Source organism: Paracidovorax citrulli, from assembly GCF_900100305.1.
Lineage (GTDB): Bacteria > Pseudomonadota > Gammaproteobacteria > Burkholderiales > Burkholderiaceae_C > Paracidovorax > Paracidovorax citrulli.
The window spans coordinates 1-13449 of sequence record NZ_FNEY01000047.1 but is presented as its reverse complement, the minus strand read 5'-3'; the positions used below and the strand labels follow the sequence as shown (position 1 = coordinate 13449).

General features: G+C 70.9%; 11 protein-coding genes. 7 read left to right on the top strand and 4 right to left on the bottom strand.

Annotation, left to right across the window (positions count from 1 at the left end; translation table 11 throughout):
• The first annotated feature begins 119 nt into the window (after positions 1-119).
• A complete protein-coding gene (locus BLR99_RS21050; RefSeq protein ID WP_046060883.1) occupies positions 120-2033 on the top strand; it encodes an EAL domain-containing protein in 1914 nt (637 codons plus the stop codon).
• 33 nt (positions 2034-2066) lie between these two features.
• Here BLR99_RS21050 and BLR99_RS21045 read toward each other — a convergent pair whose 3' ends face one another.
• Together BLR99_RS21045 and xdhC are read right to left on the bottom strand one after the other, a co-directional pair.
• Entirely contained in the window at positions 2067-3284 is a 1218-nt protein-coding gene (locus BLR99_RS21045) for a urate hydroxylase PuuD (RefSeq protein ID WP_046060841.1), read from the bottom strand.
• Positions 3285-3547: 263 nt separating this feature from the next.
• Positions 3548-4384 (bottom strand): xanthine dehydrogenase accessory protein XdhC, encoded by an 837-nt coding sequence (gene xdhC / locus BLR99_RS21040; protein ID WP_046060840.1) that lies wholly within the window; start codon positions 4382-4384, stop codon positions 3548-3550.
• Positions 4385-4530: 146 nt separating this feature from the next.
• Between xdhC and BLR99_RS21035 the strand changes: the two genes are divergently transcribed.
• Positions 4531-5013: a hypothetical protein gene (locus tag BLR99_RS21035; RefSeq protein ID WP_041827832.1), complete on the top strand. Its 483-nt coding sequence runs from the start codon at positions 4531-4533 to the stop codon at positions 5011-5013.
• 19 nt (positions 5014-5032) lie between these two features.
• Here the strand turns inward: BLR99_RS21035 and uraH are convergent, their stop codons facing one another.
• Positions 5033-5383, bottom strand: a complete 351-nt coding sequence (gene uraH, locus BLR99_RS21030; protein ID WP_017440199.1) for a hydroxyisourate hydrolase — start codon at positions 5381-5383, stop codon at positions 5033-5035.
• A gap of 263 nt (positions 5384-5646) precedes the next feature.
• Between uraH and ggt the strand changes: the two genes are divergently transcribed.
• Positions 5647-7416: a gamma-glutamyltransferase gene (gene ggt / locus BLR99_RS21025; RefSeq protein WP_046060839.1), complete on the top strand. Its 1770-nt coding sequence runs from the start codon at positions 5647-5649 to the stop codon at positions 7414-7416.
• A gap of 18 nt (positions 7417-7434) precedes the next feature.
• Here the strand turns inward: ggt and BLR99_RS21020 are convergent, their stop codons facing one another.
• The gene (locus tag BLR99_RS21020) at positions 7435-8781 is read right to left on the bottom strand and encodes a glycerate kinase type-2 family protein (RefSeq protein WP_011794262.1); all 1347 of its coding nucleotides are present in this window, start codon (positions 8779-8781) and stop codon (positions 7435-7437) included.
• Positions 8782-8906: 125 nt separating this feature from the next.
• Between BLR99_RS21020 and BLR99_RS21015 the strand changes: the two genes are divergently transcribed.
• The 4 genes from BLR99_RS21015 to BLR99_RS21000 form a co-directional block, all read left to right on the top strand.
• Positions 8907-9572: a GntR family transcriptional regulator gene (locus tag BLR99_RS21015; protein WP_011794261.1), complete on the top strand. Its 666-nt coding sequence runs from the start codon at positions 8907-8909 to the stop codon at positions 9570-9572.
• Positions 9573-9604: 32 nt separating this feature from the next.
• Positions 9605-10573: an allantoinase PuuE gene (gene puuE, locus BLR99_RS21010; RefSeq protein ID WP_011794260.1), complete on the top strand. Its 969-nt coding sequence runs from the start codon at positions 9605-9607 to the stop codon at positions 10571-10573.
• Positions 10570-12351, top strand: a complete 1782-nt coding sequence (uraD, locus tag BLR99_RS21005) for a 2-oxo-4-hydroxy-4-carboxy-5-ureidoimidazoline decarboxylase (RefSeq protein ID WP_011794259.1) — start codon at positions 10570-10572, stop codon at positions 12349-12351. The genes puuE and uraD overlap by 4 nt, the downstream gene beginning before the upstream one ends.
• On the top strand, positions 12348-13449 hold a 1102-nt coding region (locus BLR99_RS21000), incomplete at its 3' end, for a M20/M25/M40 family metallo-hydrolase (protein ID WP_074687496.1). The genes uraD and BLR99_RS21000, both read left to right, overlap by 4 nt.

The window sequence follows — 13449 nt, the reverse complement described above, 5'->3', positions numbered from 1 at the left end:
CACTGCCAGCCACCGTTTTCGCGCAGCCGTGCGGGCCGCTCCTGACGGGATTCCCCGCTGCGGGACGGACCGTGTCATTCCGACGTCATGCGAAGGGGGTAACTTCGCGACAATTGTTCATGGCAGTAACAACCGCTCCCGTCAATGACAGCACGCTACAGGCGGTGCTGGATTCTCTGTCGTCCGCGGTGCGCGACGGCACGGGCCCGCTCGTACAGCTCATGCGTGAAGGCGGGCTCCACTGTGTGTTCCAGCCCCTGGCCGATCTGCGCGAGGGCAACGTCTATGCCCACGAGGCCCTGATCCGCGGCCCGGCGGGCACGCCGCTGCACACGCCCGACCGGCTGCTGCAGACCGCGCTCGGGGAAGGCGTTCTGCAGGAGTTCGAGCTGCTGTGCGTGGCGATCGCCCTGCGCCAGTGGGGGGCGTCCGGCGGCGCAGGCCGCCTGTTCGTGAACATCAGCGCGGATGCCCTGGTGCGCGGGGTGGCGCTGTGCCGCGGCATGACCCTGGCGGGCGCCGCCCGTGCCGCGGGCGTGTCGGCGGAGAACGTGGTGCTGGAGATCACCGAGCACGAGCGCGTGGGCGACATGGCCTCGCTGCGCGAGGCGCTCAAGCAGGTGCACGCCTGCGGCGCCCGCATCGCGCTCGACGATTTCGGGGACGGCCGCTCCAGCCTGCGGCTCTGGTCCGAGACGCGGCCGGACTTCGTGAAGATCGACAAGTACTTCGTGCGCGACATCAGCGCCCACCCCGGGAACCTGCAGATGCTGCAGGCCATCAAGGGCATCGCCGACGTGTTCGGCACGACCCTGATCGCCGAGGGCATCGAAACCCAGGACGACCTGCGGGCGCTGCGCGACCTCGACATTCCCTACGGCCAGGGCTACCTGCTGGGCCGGCCGGGGTCCGGGCCTCGCGGGCGGATCGAAGTGCCCGCCCTGGACGCCGTGCGCGACCGCCGCGTGGCGATCCTGCCGCACCGCGGCCAGAACGCGCGGCCGGGCATCCTGCGCAACCTGCTGGTGGTGCACGCGCCCACGGCCACGGCCGAGACCAGCAACGACACGGTGGCCGGCTTCTTCAAGGCGCATCCCGAACTGCACGCCCTGCCGGTGCTCGACGGCACCCGGCCGGTGGCGCTGATCAACCGCCAGCAATTCATGAACCACTACGCGACGCTGTACTTCCGCGAGGTGCACGGGCGCAAGGCCTGCGCGGCCTTCGCGAACCCGGCCCCGCGCGTGGTGGAACTCGACTGCGACGTGGACCAGCTCGTGGGCATCCTGACCTCGCAGGACCAGCGCTACCTGAGCGACGGATTCATCGTCACCGACAACGGCCGCTACGTGGGCCTGGGCACGGGCGAACAATTGGTGCGCAGCGTGACCGAAGCCCGCATCGAGGCGGCGCGGCACGCCAACCCCCTCACCTTCCTGCCGGGCAACATTCCCATCAGCCTGCACATGCAGCGGCTGATCGACAGCGGCACGGAGTTCGTGGCCTGCTATGCCGACCTGAACCACTTCAAGCCCTTCAACGACTACTACGGCTACTGGCGCGGCGACCAGATGATCCGCCTCGTGGTGCGGCTGGCCGTGGCGCACTGCGATGCGCAGCGGGACTTCATCGGGCACGTGGGCGGGGACGACTTCATGCTGCTGTTCCAGAGCGGCGACTGGCTGCAGCGCTGCCAGCGCATCGTGCAGGACTTCGCGCGCGAGGCCTTCAATCTGTTCGACGACGCCGCGCGCGCGGCCGGCGGCATCTGGGCGGAAGACCGGCACGGGGTGAAACGCTTTTTCCCCTGCACGACGCTGGCGATCGGCGCGGCGCGCGTGGTGCCGGGCACGATGCGCCACGCCGAGGAGGTGGCCAATGCCGCCGCGCTGGCCAAGCACGAAGCCAAGGGCTGCGCGAGCGGCCTGGCCTGGCGCACGGCAGAGCAGGCCGCCCATCTGGCGCACGCTTTCGGGCAGGCACCGCCGCGCGCCCGGCAGGGCTCCGCCGCCACGGCCGCAGCGTCCGCCTGATCGGCTTGCGCGGCCTGCACAGGCCGCCAGCGGTCAGCGGGCCGGCGCGCCGCCCTCGAACCAGCGCCGCACGAGATCCCGCTCGGCATCCGTCATGCCGGTGGCGTTGTTCATCGGCATCAGCTTCTGCACCACCGCCTGCTGGTAGATGGCCTGGGCGTGCTGCGCCACGGATTCGGCGGAATCCAGGCGCAGGTTCTTCATCTGCACCTGCTCGCCATGGCACATGTAGCAGCGCTGCGCCAGCACCGGCTGCAGCAGGGCGTAGCCCACGGGCTCGGCGCCGGCAGCCGACGATTGCGCCGCCGGCGCGGCGGGCGCCTGCGACAGCCGCAGCCCGGCGATGGTGCCGACGATGACGGCGCAGCCCACCAGCGCGTAGGGCAGCGGGTGCGCGTTGCGGCCCAGCTTCCAGCCGTGGCGCATCACGAAGAACTGGCGGATGGAGGCGCCCGCGAACATCATCAGGATGAGGATGAGCCAGTTTTGCGGATGGCTCCAGGTGAAGCTGTAGTGGTTGGACAGCATGCAGAACAGCACCGGCAGCGTGAAGTAGGTGTTGTGCACGCTGCGCTGCTTGCCGCGCTTGCCGTGGATCGGGTCCACCGGCTGGCCGGCCTTCATCTGCGCGATCACCTTGCGCTGGCCCGGAATGATCCAGAAGAACACGTTGGCGCTCATGCTGGTGGCGATCATCGCGCCCACCAGCAGGAAGGCCGCCCGGCCCGCGAACCAGTGGCAGGCCAGCCACGAGGCCGCGCACACCAGCACGAAGACCAGCGCTCCGACGATGGCGTCGCCGTTCTTCCGCTGGCCGAAAACGCGGCAGATCGCGTCGTACAGCAGCCAGAACACGACGAGGAACGCCAGCGCGACCACGACGGCGGTGGCCGGCGCCCAGTCCATGCGCGACTTGTCGATGAGGTAGGTGCTGGCGCTCCAGAGGTAGGACACGGTGAACAGCGCGAAGCCGCTGATCCAGGTGCTGTAGCTCTCCCAGAAGAACCAGTGCAGGTGCTTCGGCAGTTGCGGCGGCGCGCCCGCGAACTTCACCGGGTGGTAGAAGCCGCCGCCGTGCACCGCCCAGAGTTCGCCGCTCACGCCCTGGCGCTTCAGGTCCTCATCGACCGGCGGGGTGAGGCTGGAATCGAGGAAGACGAAGTAGAACGACGACCCGACCCAGGCGATGGCGGTGATGACGTGGACCCAGCGCAGCAGCAGGTTGGCCCAGTCGAGGAGATAGCTTTCCATGGTGGCTCTCAACTTCGCGCGGCCCTCATCGGGGGGCGGCCGCGCGGCAACCTGCTCACCACGGCGGGCGCTCTGAGCAGCGGGAAGGCCGCGCACCGGATGCGCCCTTCCGCGGAGGGAGGGACGGCATCGCCTTGCACCGCTGCGACCTGTGGCCCGAGTGTATGCAGGTTCCGTTCCCGCCGGAACCGGGAGTGCCCCATCGGGCGCAGGCGCCACGCCGCCGGGCACGTGCCTGCCGCTGCCCCATCACGCGCGGGACATCACGCGCCGGGCGCGGGCGGCAAGGTGGCGAGCAACTGCGCGGCCACGGACACGGCGATCACCTCCGGCTCCTTGCCCCCGATGCCCGGCAGGCCGATCGGGCAGGTGACGTGCGCCAGTTCCTGCGGGCCGAACCCCCGGGACTCCAGCCGGCGCGAGAACGTCGCCCACTTGGTGCGGCTGCCGATGAGTCCGACGAACGGCAGGTCGCCATGCGCACGCTGCCGCGCGAGGCAGGCCGCCACCACGTCGAGGTCTTCCGCATGGCTGAAGCTCATGATGAGCACGCGCGATCCGGGCGCCAGCCCGGGCACGGCCGCGTGCACCGGCTCGGAATGCTCGCAATGTACGCCGCCCGCCTCCGCGTCCGGCGGGAAGACGCCGTCGCGGCTGTCGATCCAGGTGAGCTCGAAGGGCAGAGGCGCCAGCACGCGCGCCAGCGCATGGCCCACGTGCCCCGCGCCGAAGAGCGCCACCGGCGCGCGCGCGGGCGCCAGGCGCCGCGCGAGCGCCTCGCTGTCCGGCGCCTCCACGCGGCTGAAGCGCAGGTGGACCACCCCGCCGCAGCACTGGCCCAGGCTCGGCCCGAGGGCGAACCGCACCACCGGCGGCACGGCCTGCGCCGGCGCGGCCAGGCGTACCCTCGCCTCCTGCACGGCATCCCATTCCAGCCGGCCGCCGCCGATGGTGCCCAGCAGCGGCCCGTCGGCAAACACGGCCATCCATGCGCCGCGCTCCCGCGGCACCGATCCTTCGATAGACTCCACCTCGACCAGACAGGCCGGGCGCCCGGCCAGCCCCTGGAGCAAGGCGTGCAGGGCGGACGTCAACGCCATGGCACGCCCCCGCGTTGGGCCATCCGGGGCCCGGCGCATGCCCGCCACTTTCCCCTGCAGCCCGCCACGGACCACCGATGAAGCCTTTTCCCCCCTCTTCCCACGGCTCGCCGGGCGGTGCACGCCACTGGCTGCGGGCCGGCCTGATGGCGGCCGTCGCCTCCCTCGTCGCCGCCTGCAAGTCGGGGCCGGAACCGGCCGCCCCGCCCGGCGAGACCGGCGCCCCCGCCGCCGCGGCATCCAGCGGCGTCAAGGGTCCGGAGCCGGCCACGCGCGGCTCGGCGCGCACCTCGGCCGCGGCCAATCCGCGCGCCTACCGGCAGGACGCCGCCACGCACCTCTACGGCCTGAACCAGGCACGCATCTACCGGGGCAAGCTTCCGCCCCTGCTGTACGCCATCGGTACGCTGCAGGTGGACATCGACCGCAACGGACAGGTCACCCGCCTGTCCTGGATGCGCGCGCCGCGCCACGCGCCGGAGGTGATCGCGGAAATCGAGCGCACCGTGCGCGCCGCGGCGCCCTACCCCGTGCCCGAGCGGATGGGCCGCGTGACCTATACCGACACCTGGCTCTGGCACAAGTCGGGCCGGTTCCAGCTCGACACGCTGACCGAGGGACAGCTCTGACGCCTCCGGGCTCGGCAGTTCAGGAGCCACGGTAGGTCGAGTAGCTCCAGGGGCTGACCAGCAGCGGCACGTGGTAGTGCTGGTCGGCATGGGCGACGCCGAAGTCCAGGCTCACGCGGTCGAGGAAGTTCGGCTCGGGCAGCACCACGCCGCGCGCGCGAAAGTAATCGCCCACCTCGAACGACAGCCGGTAGGTGCCGGGACGCAGGCTGGCGTTGTCGAAGAGCGGCGCATCGGTGCGGCCGTCCTGGTTGAGCACCAGCTCCTTGAGCAGCCGGGCCTGGCCGCCTGCGGTGTCGTAGAGCGAAACCGCCATGCCCGCGGCCGGGCAGCCATGCATGGTGTCGAGAACGTGCGTACTGAGGTCCATGGGGCGTCTCCTGTCTGTGTCCGGATCCGTGTGAAAAAGCGCGCTCGCGCGCCACGCAGCAGTGTATGCACGCTCCATGCCTCGCTGGCGCACCGCGGCCCGGCTGTAACGACCGTGACGTGCGTTGCGGGGCACACGATCTACACTGTTCGCCCCTGCCGGCGGCGTTCCGCCCCCCCGGCATGCATTACAACGACAGGAAAGGGCTTCGACCGATGACTTCCCCCCGCCTCCAACGCCCCTGGCTGCTCGCTGGAAGCAGCATGCTCGCGCTGCTGGCCATCGCGGGCTGCGCGAATCTCCCCGGCGCGGCGGTGCCTTCCGCGGACACCGCGCAGGCCCCGGAAAGCGCCCCCCAGCAGACGCCGGCGGGGCGCGCGGCGGGCCGGGCCTACGACATGGACATGGATGTCTTCCATCCGGTCGTCGCGCGCAACGGCATGGTGGCCTCCGAGCAGGAACTGGCCACCAAGGTGGGGCTGGACATCCTGCGGGCGGGCGGCAACGCGATCGACGCGGCCGTGGGCGTGGGCTTCGCGCTGGCCGTGGTGCTGCCCAACGCCGGCAACCTGGGCGGCGGCGGCTTCATGATGGTGTACGACACCAGGACCGGCAAGAGCGTGGCGCTCGACTTCCGCGAGGTCGCACCCCGCAAGGCCAGCCGCGACATGTACCTGGACGAGAAGGGCAACGTGATCGACGGCAAGTCGCTCTACACGCACTACGCCGTGGGCGTGCCGGGCACGGTGGCGGGCCTGGAGCATGCGCTCAAGGCCTGGGGCACCCAGCCGCTGTCGAAGGTGATCGCGCCCGCGATCGCGCTGGCGGACAAGGGCTTTCCCGTGAGCCTCACGCTGGCCAAGACGCTGGCGCAGGAGCGCGAAACCATGGGCCGCTGGCCCGCCACGCGGCAGATCTTCTGGCGGGGCGACGCCCCCCTGAAGATCGGCGACCGGCTGGTGCAGAAGGACCTCGCCCAATCCCTGCGGCTCATCTCGCAGCAGGGCGCCAAGGCGTTCTACCAGGGCCCGATCGCACGGCGCATCGCGGCCGAGATGGCGCCCTATCCCGGCGCCCTGAGCCTGCAGGACCTGCGCGACTATGAAGTGGTGGAGCGCACGCCCGTGCGCGGCACCTACCGCGGCTACGAAGTGGTCACCATGCCCCCTCCCTCCTCGGGCGGCGTCCACCTCGTGCAGATGCTCAACATGCTCGAGCCGATGCCGCTCGCCCAGTGGGGACCGGGCAGCGCCCAGACCCTGCACATGATGGCCGAGAGCATGAAGCTGGCCTACGCCGACCGCTCCGAATACCTGGGCGACCCGGATTTCGTGAAGATCCCGCTCAAGGGGCTGACCTCCAAGACGTACGCCGCCTCGCTCGCGAAAACCATCGATCCGAACAAGGCGCGCCCCGCCAGGGACATCAAGCCGGGGCAGCCGCAGCCCTACGAGAGCGACCAGACCACGCACTTCTCGGTGGTGGACAAGGCCGGCAACGCGGTGGCGGTGACCTACACGCTGAACACCAACTTCGGCAGCGGCATCGTGGCCAAGGGCACGGGCATCCTGCTCAACAACGAGATGGACGATTTCGCCGCCAAGCCCGGCGTGGCGAACGCCTACGGCCTCGTGGGCGGCGACGCCAACGCGGTGGCCGGCGGCAAGCGGCCGCTCTCGTCCATGAGCCCCACCCTCGTGCTCAAGGACGGCAAGCCGGTGCTCGTCACCGGCAGCCCCGGCGGCGCGCGCATCATCACCACGGTGCTGCAGACCGTGGTCAACGTGATCGACTTCGGCATGAACCCGGCCGAGGCCGCGGCCGCCCCGCGCATCCACCACCAGTGGACGCCGGACGAGCTGCGCATCGAGAACGGCCTCTCGCCCGACACGCTGGCGCTGTTGCAGTCCCGCGGCCACGTACTGGCCCTGAAGCCCTCCATGGGCCGCACGCAGACCATCCAGCTCAAGGACGGCGTGCTTTTCGGTTATTCCGATCCGCGCAATCCGGATGGGCGCACGCTCGGGTACTGATCCCTGGCGAGCCCTGTTCTAGCGTATGAGCAGGGCGCGGAAGTCGTTCACGTTCGTATGCGTCGGCCCGGTGACGACCAGATCGCCGAGCGCTGCAAAAAAGCCGTAGGCGTCGTTGCGCGCCAAATGATCGTCCACGCGCAGGCCCGCCGCGGCTGCGCGGGCGAGCGTGTCGGGCGCTACCTGCGCACCGGCGTTGTCCTCCACGCCGTCGATGCCGTCGGTATCGGCCGCCAGCGCCCACACGCCCTCCTGGCCCTGCAGCGCGCGCGCCAGCCCCAGGCAGAACTCCCCGGCGCGCCCGCCCCGTCCGCGCGCGCTGCCCGGCGGGCGCTCGCGCACCGTCACCGTGGTCTCGCCGCCCGAGAGGATGACGCAGGGCCGCGCGAACGGCGTACCGTGGCGCGCCACCGAGCGGGCCAGCGCGGCATGCACGGCACCCACCTCACGGGATTCGCCTTCCATCTCGTCCGACAGGACATGCACCGCCAGGCCCGCGGAGCGGGCCGCCGCGGCCGCGGCTTCCAGCGACTGGAGCGGCGTGGCGATCAGGTGCACCTCCGGCGTCTCGCCCGGCAAAGGCTTGGGCGTTTCCAGCGTACCGGCCTCCAGCGCCGCGCGCACGGCCGGTGGCAGGCCGATGCCATGGCGGTCCAGGATGCGCAGCGCATCGGCGCAGGTCGTCGCGTCCGGCACCGTGGGGCCGCTTGCGATCACTGCCGGATCGTCGCCCGGCACGTCGCTGATCGCGAGCGTCACGACGCGCGCGGGCGCGCAGGCCGAGGCCAGCCGCCCGCCTTTGATGCGCGAGAGGTGCCGGCGCACGCAGTTCATGTCCGCAATGCCCGCACCGCTTTCCAACAGGGCCCGGTGGATGCGCTGCTTGTCCTCCAGCGCCAGGCCCTCGGCCGGCAGCGTGAGCAGTGCGGAGCCGCCGCCCGAGATCAGGCAGATCACGAGGTCGTCGGCGGTGAGCCCCTGCGCCAGTTCCAGCATGCGCCGCGCCACCGCCTCGCCCGCTGCGTCCGGCACCGGGTGCGCGGCCTCCACGATCTCGATGCGCCCAGGCGTGCCCGCAGGCCGCGGCGGCACATGGCCGTAGCGCGTCACGACCAGACCGGAGAGCGGCGCTTCGGCCGGCCACAGCGCCTCCAGCGCATGCACCATCGAGGCCCCGGCCTTGCCGGCCCCCAGCACCAGCGTGCGGCCCCGCGGCGGCGCGGGCAGGTGCGCGGCCAGGCGCACCGAGGGCAGGGCCGCCTGCACGGCCACGCCATAGAGGTGGCGCAGGAAGCGCGTGGGATCTGCGGCGGGATCCGGCGCGGGCGACGGGGCAGATGCAGGCGGCAGGGCGGGCAGTGTCATGCGCGGATTCTGGCGCAAGGCGGCCCCGGCGCACCGCCCCGGTGCGGGTATGCCCCGATGCCGATCCCGCTTATGGTGCACAAAAACTGCATACAAAATCCGGCCACGGCGGCTATCATGGCCCGATGGAGACTTCGACCACCAGCGCCATCGTCGCGAGCCTGACCAAGGCCATCGTGGAGCACCGGCTGCAGCCCGGCGCCAAACTGGCCGAGCAGAAGCTGGCGGACCATTTCGGCGTATCGCGCACCCTGGTGCGGCAGGCGCTCTTCCAGTTGTCGCAGAACCGGCTCGTCACGCTGGAGCCCGCGCGCGGCGCCTTCGTGGCAGCGCCATCGGCCGAGGAGGCGCGGCAGGTGTTCGCCGTGCGCCGCATGCTCGAGGCCGAGATGACGCGCGCCTTCGTGCGCGAGGTGACGCCCGCGCGCATCCGCGCGCTGCGCGAGCACGTGGCCCGCGAGCAGCAGGCGGTCGAGCAGGCCGACGTGCCGGGCCGCACCGAGTTGCTGGGCGACTTCCACGTGCGCATGGCCGAGCTCATGGGCAACGAGGTGCTCGCGCAATTGCTGGGCGAGTTGATATCGCGCTGCGCGCTCATCACCCTGATGTACCAGAGCGCCGCCGAGGCCGCCCACTCGCACGAAGAGCACGGCCACATCGTGAAGGCGCTGGCCGACCGCGATGCCGACCTGGCCGTGCGCCTGATGGACGAGCATCTGCGCCACGTGGAGGCCAGCCTGGCCTTCGACCGCGCGCATCCGCCCAACGAACTCTCCCGCGCCCTGTCCTGACTTCCCACCTTCTTCCAAGCCGATCCACCGACATGACCGCACCGCCGCTCTACGACGCCACCCTGCCCTACCCCCGCGACCTCGTGGGCTACGGCCGCAACCCGCCGCACGCCCGCTGGCCCGGCGGCGCGCGCATCGCCGTGCAGTTCGTGCTGAACTACGAGGAAGGCGGCGAGAACGCCACCCTGCACGGCGACGCGGGCAGCGAGCAGTTCCTCTCGGAGATGTTCAACCCGGCCAGCTACCCCGACCGCCACATCAGCATGGAAGGCATCTACGAGTACGGCTCGCGCGCGGGTGTATGGCGCCTGCTGCGCGAGTTCGAGCGGCGCGGGCTGCCGCTCACCGTCTTCGGCGTGGCGACGGCGCTGCAGCGCCACCCGGAAGTGACCGCCGCCTTCGCCGAGCTGGGCCACGACATCGCCTGCCACGGCCTGAAGTGGATCCACTACCAGAACGTGCCCGAGGACGTGGAGCGCGCGCACATGGCCGAGGCCATGGACATCATCCGGCGCCTCACGGGCGAACGCCCGCTGGGCTGGTACACCGGCCGCGACAGCCCCAACACCCGCCGCCTGGTGGCCGACTACGGCGGCTTCGCCTACGACAGCGACTACTACGGCGACGACCTGCCCTTCTGGATGAAGGTGCGCAAGACCGACGGCACCGATGCCATGCAGCTCATCGTGCCCTACACGCTCGACTGCAACGACATGCGCTTCGCGCTGCCCCAGGGCTACTCGCACGCCGACCCGTTCTTCCAGTACATGAAGGACACCTTCGACGCGCTCTATGCCGAAGGCGATCCGGCCGGCGACGACCGGCCCAAGATGATGAGCATCGGCATGCACTGCCGCCTGCTGGGTCGCCCGGGCCGCATCACCGCGCTGCAGCGCTTCCTCGACCACGTCCAGCGCCACGAGCACGTCTGGGTGTGCCGCCGCATCGACCTCGCGCGCCACTGGGCCGCGACCCACCCCTGCCCGAAGGTGACGCCATGACCCTGACCCTGGACCAGCTCAACGCCGCGCCCGCGGACGAAGCCGCGCGGATGCTGGACGGCCTGTACGAGCATTCGCCCTGGATCGCTGAAAGCGCACTGGCCGAACGCCCGTTCCGCTCGCTCGCGCAGTTGAAGCACGCGATGGTGCGCGTGCTGGACGCCGCTCCGCGCGAAGCGCAGCTCGCGCTCATCCGCGCCCACCCGGAGCTGGCCGGCAAGGCCATGGTGGCGCGCGCGCTCACGGCCGAATCGACCGGCGAGCAGTCCCGCGCCGGCCTCACGCACTGCACACCGGAAGAATTCGAGCGCCTGCAGCAGCTCAACGCCGACTACAACGCGCGCTTCGGTTTCCCGTTCATCCTGGCCGTGCGCGGCCCGCGCGGCACGGGCCTGCCGCGCCAGGAGATCATCGAGACCTTCGCGCGCCGGCTGGACAGCCACCCGGATGCCGAGTTCGCCGAGGCGCTGCGCAACATCCACCGCATCGCCGAGATCCGCCTGAACGACAAGTTCGGCGTGGAGCCCGTGCTGGGCAACGACGTGTGGGACTGGCAGGAGAAGCTCGCACAGCACAGCGACCCGGGCTTCGCCGAGAAGGGCCAGCTCACCGTCACCTACCTGACCGACGCGCACCGCGCCTGCGCGCAGCGCATCAGCCACTGGATGCGCGACTGCGGCTTCGACGAGGTCGAGGTGGACGCCGTGGGCAACGTGGTCGGGCGCTACCACGCGTCCACCCCTGAAGGCCAGCGCTGGCTCATGACCGGCAGCCACTACGACACCGTGCGCAACGGCGGCAAGTACGACGGGCGCTTGGGGCTGTTCATCCCCATGGCCTGCGTGCGCGAGCTGCACCGCGCAGGCCGCCGCCTGCCGTTCGGCATCGAGGTGGTGGGCTTCGCCGAAGAAGAAGGCCAGCGCTACAAGGCCACGTTCCTCGGCTCCGGCGCGCTGATCGGCGACTTCCGCCCCGAATGGCTGGACCAGTGCGATGCCGGCGGCATCACCATGCGCGAAGCCATGCAGCATGCGGGCCTGTGCATCGACGACATCCCGAAACTGCGGCGCGATCCGGCCGCCTACCTGGGCTTCGTGGAAGTGCACATCGAACAGGGCCCCGTGCTCGACGAACTCGGCCTGCCGCTGGGCGTGGTCACCTCCATCAACGGCAGCGCGCGCTACGTGTGCGAGATGCTGGGCGTGGCGAGCCATGCGGGCACCACGCCCATGGACCGCCGCCGCGACGCGGCCACGGGCGTGGCCGAGCTGGCGCTCTACCTGGAGCGCCGCGCCGCGCAGGATGGCGACTCGGTCGGCACCATCGGGCAACTGAACGTGCCCGGCGGCTCCATCAACGTGGTGCCCGGCCGCTGCGCATTCAGCCTGGACCTGCGCGCGCCCACCGACCCGCAGCGCGACGCGCTGGTGGCGGACGTGCTCGCCGAGTTGTCCGCGATCGCCCAGCGCCGCGGACTGCGTTACACCGCCGAACGCGCCATGCTCGCGTCGGCCGCCCCGAGCGATCCGGGGTGGCAGCGGCGCTGGGAAGCCGCCGTCGAAGCCGCGGGCCTGCCCGTGTTCCGCATGCCCAGCGGCGCCGGGCACGACGCGATGAAGCTGCACGAGATCCTGCCCCAGGCCATGCTGTTCGTGCGCGGCCAGAACGGCGGCATCAGCCACAACCCTCTGGAAAGCACCACGAGCGACGACATGCAGCTCGCCGTGGAGGCCTTCTCCCATCTCCTGAACCAACTCGCCCAAGAAAAGCACCCATGAGCAGCACCTACGCAGACATCGACGCCTGGATCGACCGCCATTTCGACGAGGAGGTGCAGTTCCTGCAGGCCCTCGTGCGCGTGCCCACCGACACGCCGCCCGGCAACAACGCCCCGCACGCCGAACGCACCGCGGAACTTCTGCAGGGCTTCGGCTACGAAGCCGAGAAGCACGCCGTGCCCGAGGGCGAGGTGCGCGCCTGCGGCATGGAATCGGTCACCAACCTGATCGTGCGCCGCCCCTACGGCGCGGGCGGCCCGACGGTGGCGCTCAATGCGCACGGCGACGTGGTGCCGCCCGGCGAGGGCTGGACGCACGACCCCTACGGCGCCGAGATCGTGGATGGAAAGATGTACGGCCGCGCCACGGCCGTGAGCAAGAGCGACTTCGCCTCGTTCACCTTCGCGGTGCGTGCGCTGGAAGCCGTGGCCCGCCCGGCGCGCGGCGCGGTGGAACTGCACTTCACCTACGACGAGGAATTCGGCGGCGAACTCGGCCCCGGCTGGCTGCTCGCGCAGGGCCTGACGAAGCCCGACCTGATGATCGCCGCGGGCTTCAGCTACGAGGTGGTGACGGCCCACAACGGCTGCCTGCAGATGGAAGTGACTGTGCACGGCAAGATGGCCCATGCCGCCGTGCCGCACACGGGCGTCGATGCGCTGCAGGGCGCCGTGCACATCCTGAACGCGCTCTACCAGCAGAACACGCTCTACCGGCAGGTCACGTCCAAGGTCGAGGGCATCAAGCACCCCTACCTGAACGTGGGCCGCATCGAGGGCGGCACCAACACCAACGTCGTGCCCGGCAAGGTGGTCTTCAAGCTCGACCGCCGCATGATCCCGGAAGAGAACCCCGTGGAGGTGGAAGCCACCATCCGCCGCGTGATCGACGAGGCCGCCGCCGGCTGCGAAGGCATCCGCGTGGAAGTGCGCCGCCTGCTGCTCGCCAACGCGATGACGCCGCTGGAAGGCAACCGCCCGCTGGTGGACGCGATCCAGCGCCATGCCGAGGCCGTGTTCGGCGAGCGCCCGCCCGCGGTGGGCACGCCGCTCTACACCGATGTGCGGCTCTACGTGGAGCGCGGCATTCCCGGCGTGA

Coding starts and splice junctions, on each gene's coding strand:
- BLR99_RS21035 (WP_041827832.1), top strand. CDS start 4,531: ATGGCGGCCGTCGCCTCCCTCGTCGCCGCCTGCAAGTCGGGGCCGGAA.
- uraH (WP_017440199.1), bottom strand. CDS start 5,383: ATGGACCTCAGTACGCACGTTCTCGACACCATGCATGGCTGCCCGGCC.
- BLR99_RS21050 (WP_046060883.1), top strand. CDS start 120: ATGGCAGTAACAACCGCTCCCGTCAATGACAGCACGCTACAGGCGGTG.
- puuE (WP_011794260.1), top strand. CDS start 9,605: ATGACCGCACCGCCGCTCTACGACGCCACCCTGCCCTACCCCCGCGAC.
- BLR99_RS21045 (WP_046060841.1), bottom strand. CDS start 3,284: ATGGAAAGCTATCTCCTCGACTGGGCCAACCTGCTGCTGCGCTGGGTC.
- BLR99_RS21020 (WP_011794262.1), bottom strand. CDS start 8,781: ATGACACTGCCCGCCCTGCCGCCTGCATCTGCCCCGTCGCCCGCGCCG.
- ggt (WP_046060839.1), top strand. CDS start 5,647: ATGCTCGCGCTGCTGGCCATCGCGGGCTGCGCGAATCTCCCCGGCGCG.
- uraD (WP_011794259.1), top strand. CDS start 10,570: ATGACCCTGACCCTGGACCAGCTCAACGCCGCGCCCGCGGACGAAGCC.
- xdhC (WP_046060840.1), bottom strand. CDS start 4,384: ATGGCGTTGACGTCCGCCCTGCACGCCTTGCTCCAGGGGCTGGCCGGG.
- BLR99_RS21015 (WP_011794261.1), top strand. CDS start 8,907: ATGGAGACTTCGACCACCAGCGCCATCGTCGCGAGCCTGACCAAGGCC.